This window comes from Prosthecobacter sp. GW821-HT29F12 (genome assembly GCF_058803405.1).
On sequence record NZ_CM179517.1, the window covers coordinates 3,798,917 to 3,816,509 of the forward strand.

A 17,593-nucleotide genomic window follows, 5' to 3' on the forward strand; every position below is an offset into this window, starting at 1 on the left:
TCATGCAAACATCCCACATTCTCCGCAAATACGATCCGGCCCAGTGGGGCGGTACCGAGACTGCCGTGCAACGTCTTGTTCAAGGCCTGCAAATACACGGCATTTCGTCCATGGTGCATGCTCCAGAAAACGCCAGTCATAGCGGCGCCGACCCACTGCGCGATGCAGGCGCCAAAATTCAGCGCTATCGGGCCTTTGTTCCCGTGCTGGGAATTTCCGCCGCAAAGCGCGATGCGCTGGTTTCATGGGGCGGCAATCTGTTTTCGTTTGAGCTCTTCCGGCAGCTGCGGGCCAGCGGTTCAAAGGTGATGCACTCACATGCACTCAATCGAATCGCTGGCATCAGCCTGATGGCAGCAAGAACTCTCGGCGTCCCTCATGTCATCACCTTGCACGGAGGTGCACTCGATATTCCTGATGAAGTGAATGCCCAGCTCACCGCTCCACTGAAAGGTGGCTTCGAATGGGGCAAGCCCCTCGGCGCGCTCGTGCGCAGCCGCCATGTGCTGCAAAACACGGATGCCGTCTTCACCTGCAATCCTCGTGAAGCAGCCCTGCTGCAGGCAAAATATCCCCGGCAGCGCATCATCGTGCAGCCACACTCAGTTCCCGCCGCCCAGTACGCGGTGGACAGCCGCGCGGCCGCGCTCAAAGCCTACCCGCAGATCGCCGACCGAGATCTCATCGTCAAAGTCGCCCGTCTTGATCCTGCCAAGAACTTGCCATGGCTCGTGCGACAGCTTCCGGCCATCAAACGACGTCATCCACGTGCCATGCTCGTGCTCATCGGGGCTGGGACCACGCAGGCCGTCGTCGAAGAACTCCATCGCGAGATCGCCCGTTTGGGCTTGAGCAATGACATCCTTCTCACTGGCGGACTTGAATCAGGCTGTGCTGAATTGATCGGCCTTGTCCAGTCTGCACGTCTGTTCGTCCTTTGTTCGACCGCCGAACCATTCGGCATCGTCATCCTTGAGGCCTGGGCTGCCGGCACTCCGGTGCTCTCTTCACGCACTTCGGGCCCCGCATCGCTGATCGAGCATGGTCGGACAGGGCTGCTCTACGATGTTGATCAGACCGCCGATTTTCACTCAGGCATCGACACCCTCATGATGAACAACAAGCTCCATCGTCACCTCAGTTCAGAGGCTCTGGATCATGTCCGCGCCGAATATGATGTGCCCACTGTCGCCGCTCGTGTCGCTCGGGTTTACGAAGAATTGGTCGAAGCGAAAAACCTTAAAGGCTCTAAAAGTCAAACTCACCGCCCAGCAGTTCAGTTCGCCACCAAACTGTCATGAGTGATCCTCTCATCAGCATCGTCATTCGCTCCTTCAATGAAGCCTGGGCGCTGAAAGAAACATTGCCCGCTCTTGCTTCGCAGAACTGGCAGAACCTGGAACTGATCATCATCGACAGTGGCTCGACTGACGGCTCCCAGGAGCTGATCCGTGCTGCCAATCCTGCACACTTCATCCAAATCACGCCTCAGGAGTACAATCCCAGCCGCGTGATGAATCACGGCATGCGTCTCGCCAGCGCAGAACGCGTCATCTTTCTCAACGCCGATGCAACGCCCCAAAACAATCACTGGCTGAGGCCGCTCGCAGAAACACTCGCGGATTCCCGCGTCGCCGCGTGTTTCGGTCGGCAGATTCCACGCCCCGACTGCCAGGCGGTGTTTGCCTGTGACTACGACCGCTGCTTTGGGTCTGAACGTGAATCCGCGCACTGGGATCACTTTTTCAGCATGGTCAGCAGCGGGTTGCGCAAAGACGTATGGCAGCAGCGAGGCTTTCGCGAAGACCTTCAATACGCTGAAGATGACGAGTACACACGCTGGTGCCGGGCGCAGGGCTACAAGGTGTCTTACCTCCAGGAGTCCGTGGTGATGCACAGCCACAACTACACACCGCAGCAAAGCTGGAAACGCTCCTTCGGAGACGCCCGCGCCATTGGCAAGGCATGGTCTCAGCGACCGGGCGTCTTCAACTGGCCCCAAACTGTCTTCCTCGGCTGGCTCAACGATGTGCGGCATGACTTGCGCTGGTGCATCACCCATGGTCGCCTGCATGAGATCGCTCACGCCATGCGCATTCGCTGGCAGCAGCGCCGGGGCAAGCTGGCAGGCTTTCACCAGGGATGGCGTGAACAGCAGGAGGTGTCCTCATGAAAATTCTCGTTCTTACCAATCTCTATCCACCTCACTACGTTGGCGGTTATGAACTGCGCTGCGCTGCAATCACTGACGCGCTGCGGCTGCGCGGCCATGACGTGCATGTGATCACTTCCAATCATGGAGTGCAAGGCAGCCGTCCTCTCGCGGAACCTCACGTCGATCGAAGTCTGCGCATTCACGGCTACTATGGTCACCCGTGGTTGGGATTGAATGCGCTCAAGCATCTCGAACTGCACAACAATCAAATCGTGCGTGAGGCACTAACCATACTGCGGCCTGATGTCGTCCATGTCTGGTGCATGGGAGGCCTGTCCAAGTCGCTCTGCCTCACCCTTCAGCGCAGCGGTGTACCGACAGTCTATGATGTCAGTGATCACTGGATTTTGCGCAGTCTCACGGGTGATGTCTGGCTCGACTGGTGGAATCGCAGCCAGGGATCATTCGCATCACGCGTGCAGCGCATGCTTTGGACCCTGTGCGGAGTCCGTCGGCGCTGTGATGAAATTGCTCCCACCAGCCCCGTGTCCGAAATCCGTTTCAAACGCCTCTATTTCACCAGCGCCCGCCTGCGCGAGCTCACAGCTCAGCAGGGCTACGATGTGATGCATGGCGGCGTCATCCACTGCCCGGTGGATACCCAGCATTTTACAGGCACACCAATAACCCGTTCTCCGAAAAACTGGCTCTGGGTCGGACGTCTCGCCGAAGACAAAGGCATTTTGACGGCTCTGCGTGCACTCCTGCTCATCAAAAGTTCTTTTGCAGGCGAACTGCATGTCTATGGCAAAGGAGACGAGGCCTACGTGGCCATGCTGAAAAACTTCGCCGCGGGGAATTCCCTCCCGGTCACATGGCACAGTGCCACGCCCGTAGAAATGCCTGATGTCTATCGCGCACATGATGCCCTGCTTTTCACATCCGAATGGGAGGAGCCATTTGCACTCACCCCACTTGAAGCCATGGCCTGCGGGTTGCCGGTCATCGGCACCATGACCGGCGGCAGCCGCGAACTCTTCCGCCACTGTCAGAACGCCGTCACCTATGATGCTGGAGCCGCCACTCAGTTGGCCGAGCGCATCCTGCTTCTGCAAACCGAGGACCATTTGCGCACGCTCATCGCCCAGACAGGCTACCATGAGGTTCATGAGCGCTTTGCCATGGCTCCCATCGTTGATCAGGTTGAGCAATACCTGCGTGAATCCATTCCAGCATGAGTGCCCGCTTCACCATCGATGGCAGTGACAAGTTGGAGCAGCACCTGGCTGTAACCTGCACTCACGTGCGTGCTGGTGTTGAACGCATCGTCCCGGCGGGCAAACTCGAAGGCCTTGCGCTTGCCGGCGGCTATGGCCGTGGCGAAGGCGGCGTACTGCGCGAACATGGCCAGGACCTGCCCTACAACGACATGGAATTCTTCGTGTTTGTCCGCGGCAGCACATTGATCAATGATCGTCTCTTCAAAGCCGCATTGCACAAGCTCGCGGTGTCGCTCTCTCATGCGGTTGGTCTGGATGTCGAGTTCAAAATTCTTTCTACCGCACGTCTCCGCCGCAGCCATGTCAGCATGTTCTACTACGATCTGGTCATGGGACATCGTTGGATCATCGGCGGAGACAACCTTTTCGCCGGATGCGAACACCACCGCGACGCCAGCCGCATTCCTTTGCATGAAGCCACACGGCTCCTCTTCAATCGCTGCTCCGGTCTGTTGTTTGCCAATGAAAGACTCGCCCAGGAACAGTTCAGCGCCGCAGACGCCGATTTTGTCGGGCGTAATCTCGCCAAGGCACAGCTGGCCCTCGGTGATGTCGTGTTGACGATGGCTGGCCTTTATCATTGGAGCTGCCGAGAACGCCACCGCAGGCTTCTGGAGCTAGCCGCAGTCGATCCCTCCCTCATTTCTCATCATGCCGCAGGAGTGGAGTTTAAGTTGCATCCTCAGCGCTCACCCCACACGCGCGACGAATTGCGCCAGCAGCATTCGGCGCTGTCTCAGCTCGCCCAGAATATCTTTCTCCAGCTCGAAAGCCGCCGCTTGGAAATCAAGTTGTCAACACCTGTGGATTATACCACCTGCAAGACCAACAAGTGCCCTGAAGTACCGTTGTGGAAAAACGTGTTCATCCATCTCCGCGCACGAGACATACCATCAAGCATCACCCGTTATCCTCGTGAGCATCTCCTCCATGAGCTGGTGACAATGCTTTGGACTAAACGCCACGCCACCCCGTCTGCCATCCAGCAGTACGCGGCGCTTTGGAACCGGTTTAACTAGGCGGTGTTTGAAAACCCTCATCGGCCGTATTGAAGCCAGTCGATGACGGCAGCAAACTCGATGAGCGAGAGGAAATGTGCGGCGAGTTTGTCTCGCCGAGTGCTGGCACAAGCCCAGCGCTTCAGACGGCAGAAGTAGTTCTCAATGCGATAGCGCTGTCGGTAAAGTTTACGGCTGACCTTGCGCTGGATTCCACATCTGGCTCTGCGTGGAATGCAATGGGTTGCCCCGAGCAGTTGAAGCTGCTGACGTAGCTTGTCACTGTCGAAGCCTTTGTCGCCAACCACGCACAGCCCTGCAGGGTTTCCCAGCAGCGGCAGAACATGGTGCCCTTCATAGGCCTGTCCTGCGATGAGCAGCAGGTTCACTGCAAGCCCCCGCCCATCAGTAAGGGCCATGATCTTGGTATTGCGGCCTCCTCGCGTTTTGCCCATGGCCTGCTTGTCTGCGCCACCTGCAGGATTTGCAGCACACTGATGAACCACCACATGCGTGCCATCCACAAGCCTGATGCGGTTCCTGGTTTTGCGGGAGACCATGGTGAGCATGCGCTTCCAGAGACCTTCGCGCGCCCACTGCCGATGCCAGCCATAGATGGTGCGCCAAGGACCAAAACATTCGGGCAGGTCACGCCAAGGACCCGCGTTGCGCAGCCGGTAAAACAAGCCTTCAAGAACAAGATCCAGCGACGCTCGCGGACGGCCGCCAATGTTCAAAGCACCATTTTTTTGAGTCGCTTTTTGAGCGGCTCCCACCATGCAAAGCGTTGTGTTTTCATCGGTTTTCTCTCATGCCACAAATGCTTTCCTTGGGCAATCGAGGGTTTTCAAACACCGCCTAGGTCCATTTCCCCCCACTTGCGGGCGATGCATTCGTTCATGATTTCAGCTTTGGTACGTGCAGTTCTCCCTGCTCATGCACATCCTGGTTGTTTACCCTTACATCCCCTACCCGATCGACCGCGGCACCTATCAGCGGGTGTTTCATCTGCTGCGTGAGCTGGCCAAAAATCACACGATCGATTTGATTGCGCTCTCCGAAAAGGGCGAGCGCGTGGAGCATCGCGGCATCTTCGAAAGCTTCTGCCGCAAGGTGGTCTTCGTTCCTTTCGAGCATCCACCATGGCCAAGCTTGTTTCCCGACCGTCTTTTCAACTCTCTGCCAACGACAATCCGTCACTGGTGGTTGCCTCAGCTTGCCGACACCATCGGCAACATGCTCGACCAAAATGAATACGACATGGTGCATGTGTGCGACATCGTCATGGCGCAGTACTTCCTCAAAGACCATTTGGAGATACCGCTGAGCGTGGACCGCAGTCGGGTGGATCTGCAGTTTCAGAAGGAGCAGTACGCGCGCATGCCCAAAGGCATCAAATCATCCCTCCTTTACCGCGAGCAGGTCTGGAAGCTGCGCCGGTTCGAGCACAAGGTCGCCCGCCGCAGTTCTGTGCAGGTGGTGTGCGGCCCGGATGACGAGACTTTCATCCGCTCCCAGGTGAGCACCCATGTGCCAGTAGAAGTGGTTACGAACGGGGTCGATCTCGACTACTTCAGCCCCAATTCCGCAGAGGTCTCCCGAGATGCAGCACCCACGGTTCTTTATTGCGGCGCCATGGACTACATGCCGAACGTGGATGCCCTGCGCTGGTATTTTGGTGAAATTCACCCGCGTCTGAAAAAGCTGGTGCCAGACCTGCAGGTGTTGATTGTTGGCAAATCACCGACCGAAGAAGTCAAAGCTTACAGCAGACTGCCAGACGTCACCGTGACAGGCGGCGTTCCGGATGTGCGGCCATGGTATCGTCGTGCCTGGGCGCAGATCGTGCCGCTGCGCATTGGCGGCGGCACCAGGCTCAAGATTCCGGAAAGCATGGCGATGGGGACTCCGGTGATCAGCACCACCATCGGCGCGCAGGGCCTGAATCTGGCCCATGGCACGGACATTCTCCTGGCTGACACCCCTGAAATGTTCGCACACTACACCGAGCGCATGCTCCATGACGAAGCGCTGCGCCAGAAAATCGAGGAGCGCGGCATGCAGACCTGTCGCGGACGCTTTGGCTGGCCCGGTCTGGGTCAGCAGCTCAGCAGCTACTACTCACAGCATTTCCAGCCGGCAAAGAACTCCCATGAACACAACTGAAGCAGCATTCACACCACGCAGCGGACCGTCGTTGTCCATGCTCGGCGTCCCGTTCGACAACGTGACGACTGATCAGACTCTGGAGGCCATCTCCGGAATGATTGCCTCGCGCAAACCTCATTACATCGCTACCGCAAATGTCGATTTCACCGCGCTCGCCATGTATGACGAAGATCTGCGACGCATTTTGCTCGATGCACATCTCGTGGTATGCGATGGCATGCCCCTTGTCTGGGCCTCGCGCTGGCTCGGCAATGCGCTTCCAGAACGCGTGGCTGGTTCTGACCTCGTTCCAAAGCTCCTGGCTCTCGCAGAAGAAAAAAACTGGAGCGTGTATTTTCTCGGCGGGAAGAAAGAGGTGGCGGAGAAGGCAGTACAGGTTGTCCAGGAACGCCATCCAAGCCTTAAAATTGCGGGCGTCATGTCTCCACCGTTCAAGCCGCTGCATGAAATGGATCATGCAACCATTTGCGCTGATATTCACAGCACCAATCCAGATTTGCTCTTTGTGTCCTTCGGCTGTCCCAAACAGGAAAAGTGGATCGCCATGAACTTCCAGCGTGCCGGAGCACCGGTAACGATCGGCGTCGGAGCCACGATCGACTTTCTTGCCGGCCACATGCAGCGCGCTCCACTCTGGATGCAAAAGATCGGACTCGAATGGCTGTACCGGCTGCTGCAGGAGCCACGGCGTCTGTTCAAACGCTACGCCACGGATTTCGTGGTATTCGGACTGACGATTGTCAAACAGTGGTGGCTGACCCGCAGCAGCAGGCGCACCATCCCGGTCGCCACACCACCCATTCCAACACCTGCCAAAGCCTCGGATATACAGCTTTCGAACGTTCCGGAACTTTTCTGCCCGGAACGGCTGGATGCAGCCGAGGTGCGCGTCATTGAGCAGGCTTGGATGAACAGCCTCGAAGGCCCAGAAGAAGGCATCATCATCGACTGCGGCCGAACTCAGTTCATCGACAGCACCGGACTTGGCCTGATGATGCGCATGCAAAAACGCTGTCGCCAGTCGGGCAAGCAGTTGGTGCTGTCCACCGTCTCCCCCGCGATACTCAAACTGCTGCAAATGACCCGGTTGAACTCCATCTTCACTCAGGCAGCCAGCCGTGAAGAGGCGCTGAACAAAATCTTGAATGCCAGCGCACCTGCTTCTCCTCCTCCCATCAAGACCGTGCCACTGCATCTCGACTGGAGCGGCGCCGTCACCACCAGCAGTGTGGATGGTCTCTGGCGTGGCGCACTCGGAGTCATCCAGAATGCTGCTGATGCCCGCAATCCAGTCGTCATTGATCTGCACGGAGTTCAGCTCATGGACAGCGGCGGCCTGGGCCTGATGACCCGCTTGAAGGATCATGCCACCAGCCAGCACATCCACCTGCGCTTCACCAATGCCAGCCCGGTCGTGCATGAATCCCTGCGTCACGAACAAATGGAACATCTTCTCGCATCATGAAAATCGCGATTTCCACCAGCGTCATCCAGCGCGGCAAAACAGGCGTGGCACAGTACGTACTGGCCCTCACCAAGGCGCTCCTGCCTTACACCGACGTGGTCAAATTTCACATCCTCGCCCTGGCGCAGGATCTGCCTTTGTTCGAATTTGCGCGGGGAAGAATGGAGATAGTCCCGGTCGACGAGCAATGGCGTCCCGCCGTGCGAAACATCTGGTGGCATCAGCAGGTGCTGCCGCGTTGGCTGGACAGGCAGCAGATCGATGTGCTGCACGTGCCCAGCTACCGCCGCATGGTGCATACTGCACACTGTCACCTCGTCTCCACCATTCATGACCTTGCCCCGTTTCACGTGAAAAAAAAGTACGACCTCGCCCGCATGATTTACGGCCGGGTCATCGTGAAGCATCTTGCCCGCAGGCAGAATGGCATCATTGCGGTCAGCACCAGCACCGCCCAGGACATTGAGCACTACTTTGGCGTGCCGGTCCAAAAACAGAACGTGATTCTCAATGGCATTGACCACGCCCGTTTCAATCCAGGAGACCGCGCCGCTGCCTGTGCCCAGGTGGCACTGCGCTGGCAGTTGCAGGAGCCTTTCTTTCTTTATGTGTCGCGGCTCGAGCATCCGGCCAAAAATCACTCTCGTCTCATTGAGGCCTTTGATCAGTTCAAAACCAGCACCGGTTCACCTTGGCAGCTTGTGTTGGCAGGCAGCGACTGGCATGGCGCGGAACACATTCACGCGGCAGCGCGGGATTCCCGCCACGCCAAGGACATTCGTTTCCTTGGGTTTGTCGAAGACGCCGTGCTGCCTGATTTGTACCGTGCGGCCTCCACCATGGTTTACCCTTCCTTGTTTGAAGGATTCGGCCTGCCGCCGATCGAGGCCATGGCCTGCGGCTGCCCTGTCATCACTTCGAAATGCGGCTCGCTGGGTGAAGTCGTCGGCAATGCCGCCCGCATCATTAACCCCGAAGATGTCGGCGACATGGCTCAGGCTCTGCTGGAAGTCGCTTCGCATCGCGAAAAACGGGAGGCCCTGATTCCGGCGGGTCTGCAAAATGCCCGACGCTTCAATTGGGACGACAATGCCAAACGCGTCATGGAGGTCTATGAAAAACCCTTCACAGGTTCCCGCAGTTGGGGGGGTTGAGGGTAGGGGTATCGGAGCAGAAGTTTCTCCACGAAACATGTCCGACTTTCTTCATCATTGGCAGCTCGACGCAAAACCCTTTGAGGCCACATGGGACACGCGTTTTTATTATCGCAGTCCCCAGCATCAAGAGGCCCTTGATCGTCTGCTCTACCTTGCCAGCGAAAAAACCATGAACCTGGGCATGCTGACAGGCGACATCGGCTGCGGCAAGACGCTCACCAGTGCTGTTTTGGCTCAGAGCCTGGATCCATGCTCCTTTATTGTCGTGAGCTGTGAAAATTCAGGATTCAGCTTTGATGAACTGCTGCAATCCATCCTCTCTCAGCTCGATCCAGAGGCAGATCATCTGCCCGAAGGCAGGTTTCGCCGCTGCGAACACATGAAAGCCCTCTGTGAAAACGCGGCTGATCGGGGCCGGCACGTCATCATTCTGCTCGATGAAGCGCAGGACATGCCTGAAGAAACCCTCAGACAGCTCGGCTGGCTGACCAATTTCAACGGCGCTGGGCGCCCACTGCTGACTCTGCTGCTGATCGGCCAGCCCCCGCTGCGCAGGCTGGTAAACAGCAATCAGGCTATCCAGCAACGCATCGGACTAAGATTTCATCTGATGCCTTTGGCCGAGTCAGACACTGCAAACTTCGTGGAACATCGTTTGAAAGCAGCCGGCCATGCCGACGGCTCAGTGTTCGAAGCTGATGCATTGATTCAGTTGCATCATATGACCCGCGGTATTCCGCGCGAGATCAACCGCACTGCGAAACTGTGCCTGGAACATGCCTGGGCATCTAGCAGCACCATCGTCACCACGCAGATCCTGCATGATGTAGCCTGTGATTTGTATCGCCAGGACCAGTTGCTCGGCATCTCCACGGCTCTTTCCTGTGTCTCATGAACGCAGTGCCTCCAACTTCCTTCAGCCTGACTGCGATCAATCGCAAACGCGGCATCAGCAGCCCGGTTGTTCCCCGGCAGCGTGAGGCCCCCGCGCTCATCGAGCCCTTGGAACTCCCCACCTCTGCAATGTCGGCGGCAGCATCCGCCGAACCTGCAGCGCCTTCCATCAAACTCCCATTCGATCCACTTCGTGTGATCGACGCCCTCATCCGTCGTTGGTGGCTGATGTTGCTGGCAGGTTTGATCTTCTCTGCGGCAATGCTGGCAGTGGGCTGGCTGCGGTTTGAAACTCTTTACACCGTCAAATCCCAGATCATCAAACAGCAGCTCGCCTCCGCCTTCAGACAGTCGGATTCTGGGGAATCGTTCAAACCGACGGATCTCACGATTCCGACGCTCATGTCGCTCATGTACTCGGGCGCCACCATCGCTGCCACAGGCATCCAGTTGGACCATCGCTATGAAGAGAGTGCGATTCGTTCAGGATTGATCGTCGCAGCTGAACGCAACACCGACATTGTGAACATCAGCATGACCTCGAATGTCAGCGCCGACGCCGTGCTCGAGATGCTGAAGGCCTATACCGAGACCGTGCTCCAGCTCTCACGGGAGCTTCAGCGCAGCGATGCTTCAAACATGAAGGCCTTCCTGCAAAAGCAGATTGAGCGCACCGATGCCGATTTGCTCAAGGTTAATGAAGAACTGCTGGCCTATGGCCGCCAGTCCCATCTCCTTGATGCCGACAAGCAGATGGATGCATGGTTGGCTGAACTGGGCAATTTCACGCTGAAGTATGAGACCTTGAAGCTCGACCACGACACCCTCGACGTACGCATTCTGGGTATTGAGCGAGAACTGGGCAAGGTGGACACCAATGCAGCAAGAGTAGACACCGCCAAAAAAGAACTCGCCGACCTGCGGGTTCGATACACCGACGAGCATCCCGCCGTGGTCGAATCCATGGAAAAGCTCCACTCCTTGGAGCAGCAGATGCAATCTTCCGGCATGCGCACCGATGCACCGCCCAAACCCGGCGAAAGCAATGTGGCGGAAAGTTTATACCTCGACCTCGTGCGTCTGCGCTCTGAAAAGCAGGTGATGGGCGACCAGCTGACGAAGCTCCTTGCAGTGCGTGAAGGAATCAATCAACGCCTGGCACTGCTTCCACGCCAGGCCATGGAATACGCCCACATCAAATCCCGCAAGCAGACTCTGGAGACCTCCCGCGCCCTGCTGGCCGGACGTCAGCGCGAAGCAGCTCTCTACGAAGAGAATTCGCAAGGCTACTTCCGGCTGTTTTCCATGTCACGTGCACAGGACGTAAGCACGGTAAAGCCAACACAAAAACTCATCATGGCTGGCGCCGGTGGATTTGGCGGTGGTGCTCTGCTGGTGGCCGCCATCGTTGTAGTCCTGACACTGCTTGACGGCTACATCCGCAGCAGCGGTGATTTGAAACGCGCCACCGGTCTTCCTGTTCTGGGAGCACTGCCATTGAAGCTTGATTCACCCACTGAAAATGAAGAGTCCTGGGCCTTCCGCACCTGGACAAGGCTGCAGCCCATGCTGCAAATGTCCACCAGTGGCGGTGCCATGATCTGCGGTGTGTTGCATGCCGCTGAGGACAACGCAGCCTTCCGCCTGATCGGACTGCTGGCTGATGCCGCCATCCAGCGTGGTCTGGCTTGCATCATGATCACACGAGAGCTCACCGAGGATGCCCTCACGCTCACCGCAGCCGTGGATCAACCTGAACGTCCCGGAAAGATCACACGAGAAATCACCGACCGCCCATACCGCATTGGCATGGATGAACAATGGGAATGGACTCCCTCACAGAGACAGCAATGGCAGGCAGCACTCGCACACTGGCGAACACTGCCGGGCGTGGTGATCCTCATCGAACTCCCATCTGTGGAACAACCGGAAGCATTGCTGATTGCTGAGCAGCTTCCCAATCTCATCTGGGCAGGTTCCAGCGGAAAATGTCTGGTACAAAAGGTTCAGGATACCCTGCGCATGTATCGTGACGCGGGTTGCAGACTCATCGCCGCCTTGCTCGACCGCGCACCAGAGTTGCGCCCCGCCGCACTGGCTCGCTTTGGGGCGTTCGCCCTTTTGCTAAGCAGTTTTTCCTCAGCCTGGGCGCAGACAGACCTCCCACTCGGCCCAGGAGATGCGGTGAACATCAACATGCCCGGTTTTGAAGGTCTCGAGCGCAAGGAAGTGCCGGTCGGCCCGGATGGCAAACTGACCTACATGCAGGCACGCGACATCCAGGCGTCTGGATTGAGCCTGGATCAACTGCGCGAAAAACTGGTCACCGAACTGCGGCGCTACTACCGCAACGCCCGCGTGGTGGTCACTCCATCCACTTTTCAGAGCCGTAAAGTCTATGTTCTCGGAAAGGTGGTGAAAAAAGGGGCCATCAATCTGGACCGCCCTCTCACCATTCTCGAAGTGGTGGCTGAAGCCGGTGGTTTGGAAACCGGCTTGTTTCAGCAGAACACCGTGGAACTCGCAGACCTCGGCCGCAGTTTCGTCATGCGCGGGCAGACCCGTTTGCCGGTCAATTTGGAGGCGCTCTTTCTGCACGGCGACATGAAGCAGAACGCCCGTGTTGAGCCGGGGGATTACCTCTACTTCCCTTCCTCCAACTCCAACGAAATCTATGTGCTCGGCGATGTAAAGATGCAGGGCACTCAAGGTCTGCTGGCCCACACTTCCGTCCACAGCGCCATCGCCCAGGCGGGAGGCTTCACACCGAAGGCCTACACGCGGCGGGTGCTCGTGGTGCGCGGCTCCTTTGAAAAGCCCGAACGCTTCGTGGTGGATATGGAGGACGTGCTCACCGCGCGCGCCAAGGGTTTTCGCCTCGAACCAAAGGACATCCTGTTTGTCGCGGACAAGCCCTGGGCTCGTGCCGAAGAACTGCTCCACATGGCGATCAATGCCTTCCTTCAAGGTGCCGTATCAGGCTGGACCCGCGCCAACATCGGCCCCTACATTCAGCAGCCGATCCTGCCACAGCTACGCTAGTAAAGGTTCACGTATTTGCTGCACAATATTTCCCTCAGTTAATTGGATTCATGATCGCCACTCTGGAGCCTGCTGCAACACCTGCCGCCAATCGCATTCTGCAAGTGGCTGTCATCGAAGACGATCCGACTCTTCGACTGTTTCTAAAGAAGCTCATCAGCAAACCAGGAGGCCAGCTGGCGTTTGCCGGAGCTTGGGAAAGCGCGGAAGCCGCTGCGAAACCTCTGCTCGAAACGCGGCCCGATGTGGTTGTCGTGGATCTGGAGCTTCCCCACATGTGCGGCATGGATCTGATCCGTCATCTCGCACCGCGCATGCCTGCCACGGCATTTGTGGTGCTCACGATTCATGATGATTCACAAAGGGTGTTCGCGGCGCTGCGTGCAGGTGCCAGTGGCTATTTGTTAAAGAGTTCAAAACCATCCGAGATCATCGCCGGCATCCTTCAAGCAAGCGCTGGCGGTGCCCCGCTCAGCCAGGAAATCGCCCTTCTCCTCATCCAGTCGTTTCAAAACCCGGCGAAAACCGTGCGCAAACGCATGCCGGGTCTCACACCTCGGGAATGCCAGATTCTCGAAATGCTTGCCGAGGGCATGGTGCCAAAGGAAGTGTCTGACAAACTGGGCATCAGCTACGCCACTGTGCGCGACTACCTCAAGTCGGTGTATGCCAAGCTGCACGTGCGTTCCCGCACCGAGGCCGTGATCAAATACTTGGATCAAACCAAGTAGCGTTTTCACCAACCCCACAGCTGCGGGGATTGTCGACGGATTATGCAGCAAGGATGTTTGCGCATGAGATTCACCGCTCTGCTCCCCTGCTGCTTTCTGCTGCTCAATGCCTGCTCCCTGATGAAGGAGCAGAAAAAATTTGATGCCCGTGCACAGGAAACAACCACGGATGCCGCCTTCACGCAGACCAAGCGCCAGGAACCCATCCACCCAGAGTGGCTGAAGCCCTCACCCAAACCCTACACACTCGGGCCGGGGGACAAGCTGGAAATCGAAATCATCGGCGAAACCGGCACTCGTGCAGACACCTTCGTCACGCCTGACAGCAAGCTCTACTTCGACCTGCTTCCCGGCATCGATGTGAAGGGTAAGCCGACTACGCAGCTCCGCGAGGAAATGGAAAAAATGCTCACACGCTACTACAAGCAGCCACAGGTCTCGCTGACACTGCGTGAGGTCAGCAGCCAGCGGGTATGGGTGCTGGGGCGCGTCAATGCTCCGGGCATCTTGCCTTTGAAACGGCCCATGCGTGTATTAGACGCGGTCACGCAGGCCGGAGGTCTTTTCGCCTCAAGCTTTACCGGCACCACCGAAGAACTGGCCGACCTCAGCCACAGCTTTCTCATTCGCGGCGGTAAAACGCTGCCCGTCGATTTTCAAAAGCTCATTCGTGACGGTGATCTCAGTCAAAACATCTATCTTGAGCCCGATGACTTCATTTATCTCCCGTCTTCAATGACCAACGAAGTCTACGTTTTGGGAGCAGTCACCGCCCCCAGACCTGTGGGCTTCATGAACGAGATGAACTTGATCACCGCTCTAGGTCGCGGTCTCGGCATCCGACCTGATGCAGATCTCACCCATGTCACCATTGTGCGAGGCTCACTGACCGAGCCCAAAATCGCCACGGTCAATGCCAGAGACATCATCCAGGGCAAAGCCACCAATGTGCGTCTGGAACCCGGAGACATCGTCTATGTGCCCGGCAGTGGCAGCTTGTCCCCCGGCGGCTTTTTGCATGATGCGGTCAATACCTTCACGCGTCTGGTGGCGGCCAATGAAGGCAACGCCGCCGGAGCAAAGCATGCCGCCCCCATTGGTTTGAACATCAACATCGGCTCCTCCAGCTCCACACAATGACCACCTCTCCTCGCCGCATACGCCCTCTCATCATCGCCGAGGCAGCCAATCCGACGCTCACCAGCGCTGCACTGGTCGGCTGGTCCTGCGCAAAAGCCATCGCCGCGCAGTCCGATGCCCACATCGTCACCGAGTGGCGCAATCGCGATGATTTTCTTCGCGCCGGCATGGTGGAAGGCACCGACTTCACCGCCATCAACAACCGCCGCCTGCAGCACCTCTCGTGGAGTCTGGCCACAAAGTTCAGTCGCAAAGGAAGCTTCAGCTGGAGCCTCTACGCCGTGCTCTCCAATCTCGTTTATCCATTCTTCGAGCGCAAACTCTGGCAGACCTTCGGCCCCAGGCTGCGCGCTGGCGAATTCGATCTCGTGCACCGCCTGCTGCCCCTCTCCCCCACCACCGCAAGCTGGATCGCGCCTAGGCTGAAAAAGATCGGCGTCCCCTTCGTGCTGGGACCATTGAATGGCGGAGTGCCATGGCCGCAGGGCTTTGATGATTTGCGTCAGCAGGAACGCGATGGCGCTGGCCGCCTGCGTGCATTCTACCGTTTCTCACAAGGCTTGAAACAAACGCGTGAATCCGCGCACGCCATTCTCACCGCTTCACGCACGACCCTCCATGAAATGCCCGCACAGCTTCGCAGCCGCTGCGTCTTCATGCCCGAGAACGCAGTCGATTTGGAAAAATTTCCGCTCACGCCCAAAGCACCCGCCGTCACAGATCCGTCCAAGCCGCTCCGCATCTCCTTTGTCGGACGCCTCGTAGCACTGAAAGGCGTGGACATGCTCATCGCCGCCGCCGCCCCATTGATTCGCAGTGGCGCGTTACATCTCGACATCATTGGCGACGGTCCCGAACGCGAGCGTCTGCAAGCCATGGCGCAAAGCGAGAACATCACCGCCGGCGTTTGCATGGACGGCTGGATTCCGCACGCCCAGCTCGGCGCCCGCCTTCGTGAGAGCGATCTCTTCGTATTCCCCAGCATTCGTGAATTCGGCGGCGGCGTCGTTTTGGAAGCCATGGCCTTGGGAATCCCAGCCGTGGTGCTGGATCACGGCGGCCCGCCCGAGCTCGTTCCACCAGGAACCGGCTACGTGCTTCCCATGACCACTCGTGAAGACATCGTCACCCGCCTGCGCCAGCTGCTCACGGAGCTGCGCGAAGATCCTGCGCAACTGCACAGCGCAGGCGAGCTCGCGCAGGCACACGTTCGCAAATATTACTCCTGGGAGGCCAAGGCAGTACAGATCCATGAAGTCTATCGCTGGGTGCTGGGCCAGCGTGCAGCCAAACCCGACTGGGGCACCCCCATGGGCTTTGCGAGCCAGACAGTCGATTCTGAAGAGTCGCTGCAGCCCATGCCTCAACCTCTGCTCATTCCAGACCATGGCTTTTAAAGTACCCACCCAGGGCGCGTTTCACATCCCTTCGCTGGATGGCATGCGCGCTGTGGCCATCTTGATCGTCTTTCTCAGCCATGCCGGTCTCTCCCATGTGGTTCCCGGCTTGTTCGGAGTCACCGTCTTCTTCTTTCTCAGCGGCTACCTCATCACCACCCTGCTGCGGATGGAATGCGAAAAGCATGGAAGTGCCAATCTCCGCCAGTTCTTCCTGCGTCGCACCCTGCGCATCCTCCCGCCGTTTTATCTGATCTTGGCTGTCATTGCCCTGCTCGCAGCCCTGAGTGTTTTGCCAGGCGGCTTCCATGGCCAGGCATTGACGGCACAGGCTCTCTTCGCTGCCAACTATTGGGAGATCTTCGGTGGCGTGCAGCCACCCGCCACGGAGATCCTCTGGTCACTTGCCGTGGAAGAGCATTTCTACCTGCTCTTTCCTTTCCTCTATCTCGCCATGCGTCGCTTCATGCCGGAACGTCGGCATCAGTTCGCCCTGCTGATGACCCTCTGCGCCGCAGTGCTCGCATGGCGCATGCTGCTGGTGCATCAATTCTCCGCCATTGATCTGAACTCCGGCTCAGCTCACCATCCACGCACCTGCCATGCCACGGACACGCGGCTTGATGGACTGCTCTTCGGCTGTGCTCTCGCCGTCTGGGGAAATCCCGCCTTGGATCCCACCCGCATTCGACGCAGTCACTGGCTCTGGCTGCTGCTACCCTCCTGTCTCGCGCTTCTCATGGTCACCTTCGTCATCCGTAGCGTCCCATTTCGCGAGACTTGGCGTTACACTCTTCAAGGCCTGGCCCTGATGCCTGTCTTCATCGCCGTCATCCGTTACTCCGACGCCCTGCCCCTGCGTTTCTTGAACTGGCGCTGGGTGAGCCGGCTCGGCGTGCTTTCGTATGCCTTTTATCTGACCCACGCGCTGCTGTTGTCCCTCGTCGCTCACAGGCTGCCTTCACCGGCGGGCATGAGCCATTTCTCACTCATGCTTCTGCGTGGAACGCTTGCATTTCTCCTCACACTTGCGGCCTCCTGGATGATGCATCAGTGGGTCGAAAAGCCCTTCTTACGCCTGAGACGCCGTCTCGGTAGCAGCGCGAAATCAGAACAGCATAAGCAATCGGGCGCATTGGAGTTGAATCACGCTTAGCAAAGCCTA

At 57.9% G+C, this 17,593-nt stretch carries 14 protein-coding genes; 13 read left to right on the forward strand and 1 reads right to left on the reverse strand.

Annotated features, from left to right (window positions below; genetic code table 11):
* The first annotated feature begins 2 nt into the window (after positions 1–2).
* Genes AC3RLQ_RS15655 through AC3RLQ_RS15670 form a run of 4 tightly spaced genes read left to right on the forward strand, consistent with a single transcriptional unit; the run spans position 3 to position 4,454 of the window.
* Positions 3–1,301 carry a glycosyltransferase family 4 protein gene (locus tag AC3RLQ_RS15655; protein ID WP_493038647.1) on the forward strand — a complete coding sequence of 433 codons (1,299 nt, stop codon included), beginning with the start codon at positions 3–5 and terminating at the stop codon, positions 1,299–1,301.
* On the forward strand, positions 1,298–2,173 hold the full coding sequence (locus AC3RLQ_RS15660) for a glycosyltransferase family 2 protein (RefSeq protein ID WP_493038649.1): 876 nt from the start codon (positions 1,298–1,300) through the stop codon (positions 2,171–2,173). The genes AC3RLQ_RS15655 and AC3RLQ_RS15660 overlap by 4 nt, the downstream gene beginning before the upstream one ends.
* Positions 2,170–3,393, forward strand: a complete 1,224-nt coding sequence (locus AC3RLQ_RS15665; protein WP_493038651.1) for a glycosyltransferase family 4 protein — start codon at positions 2,170–2,172, stop codon at positions 3,391–3,393. The genes AC3RLQ_RS15660 and AC3RLQ_RS15665 overlap by 4 nt, the downstream gene beginning before the upstream one ends.
* A complete protein-coding gene (locus tag AC3RLQ_RS15670) occupies positions 3,390–4,454 on the forward strand; it encodes a hypothetical protein (RefSeq protein WP_493038653.1) in 1,065 nt (354 codons plus the stop codon). Before AC3RLQ_RS15665 ends, AC3RLQ_RS15670 begins: the two co-directional genes overlap by 4 nt.
* A 17-nt stretch (positions 4,455–4,471) precedes the next feature.
* On the opposite strand, the gene AC3RLQ_RS15675 is transcribed toward AC3RLQ_RS15670, so the two are convergent.
* Positions 4,472–5,212 carry an IS5 family transposase gene (locus tag AC3RLQ_RS15675; RefSeq protein WP_493031932.1) on the reverse strand — a complete coding sequence of 247 codons (741 nt, stop codon included), beginning with the start codon at positions 5,210–5,212 and terminating at the stop codon, positions 4,472–4,474.
* A 157-nt stretch (positions 5,213–5,369) separates the two neighbouring features.
* On the opposite strand from AC3RLQ_RS15675, the gene AC3RLQ_RS15680 reads away from it, so the two are divergent.
* The 9 genes from AC3RLQ_RS15680 to AC3RLQ_RS15720 all read left to right on the forward strand — a co-directional run bounded on the left by AC3RLQ_RS15680 (position 5,370) and on the right by AC3RLQ_RS15720 (position 17,584).
* Positions 5,370–6,599: a glycosyltransferase gene (locus AC3RLQ_RS15680; protein WP_493038655.1), complete on the forward strand. Its 1,230-nt coding sequence runs from the start codon at positions 5,370–5,372 to the stop codon at positions 6,597–6,599.
* Positions 6,586–8,067 carry a WecB/TagA/CpsF family glycosyltransferase gene (locus tag AC3RLQ_RS15685; RefSeq protein WP_493038657.1) on the forward strand — a complete coding sequence of 494 codons (1,482 nt, stop codon included), beginning with the start codon at positions 6,586–6,588 and terminating at the stop codon, positions 8,065–8,067. Before AC3RLQ_RS15680 ends, AC3RLQ_RS15685 begins: the two co-directional genes overlap by 14 nt.
* Positions 8,064–9,221 (forward strand): glycosyltransferase family 4 protein, encoded by a 1,158-nt coding sequence (locus AC3RLQ_RS15690; protein ID WP_493038659.1) that lies wholly within the window; start codon positions 8,064–8,066, stop codon positions 9,219–9,221. Before AC3RLQ_RS15685 ends, AC3RLQ_RS15690 begins: the two co-directional genes overlap by 4 nt.
* A complete protein-coding gene (locus tag AC3RLQ_RS15695) occupies positions 9,181–10,119 on the forward strand; it encodes an ExeA family protein (protein WP_493038661.1) in 939 nt (312 codons plus the stop codon). The genes AC3RLQ_RS15690 and AC3RLQ_RS15695 overlap by 41 nt, the downstream gene beginning before the upstream one ends.
* Positions 10,120–10,124: 5 nt before the next feature.
* On the forward strand, positions 10,125–13,160 hold the full coding sequence (locus tag AC3RLQ_RS15700) for an SLBB domain-containing protein (protein ID WP_493038663.1): 3,036 nt from the start codon (positions 10,125–10,127) through the stop codon (positions 13,158–13,160).
* Between the two features lie 50 nt (positions 13,161–13,210).
* Positions 13,211–13,891: a response regulator gene (locus AC3RLQ_RS15705; protein WP_493038665.1), complete on the forward strand. Its 681-nt coding sequence runs from the start codon at positions 13,211–13,213 to the stop codon at positions 13,889–13,891.
* Positions 13,892–13,954: 63 nt separating this feature from the next.
* Positions 13,955–15,031, forward strand: coding sequence for a polysaccharide biosynthesis/export family protein (locus AC3RLQ_RS15710; RefSeq protein WP_493038667.1), 1,077 nt, complete (start codon positions 13,955–13,957; stop codon positions 15,029–15,031).
* Positions 15,028–16,428 carry a glycosyltransferase family 4 protein gene (locus tag AC3RLQ_RS15715; protein ID WP_493038669.1) on the forward strand — a complete coding sequence of 467 codons (1,401 nt, stop codon included), beginning with the start codon at positions 15,028–15,030 and terminating at the stop codon, positions 16,426–16,428. Before AC3RLQ_RS15710 ends, AC3RLQ_RS15715 begins: the two co-directional genes overlap by 4 nt.
* The gene (locus AC3RLQ_RS15720; protein WP_493038671.1) at positions 16,418–17,584 is read left to right on the forward strand and encodes an acyltransferase family protein; all 1,167 of its coding nucleotides are present in this window, start codon (positions 16,418–16,420) and stop codon (positions 17,582–17,584) included. Before AC3RLQ_RS15715 ends, AC3RLQ_RS15720 begins: the two co-directional genes overlap by 11 nt.
* Positions 17,585–17,593: the final 9 nt, after the last annotated feature.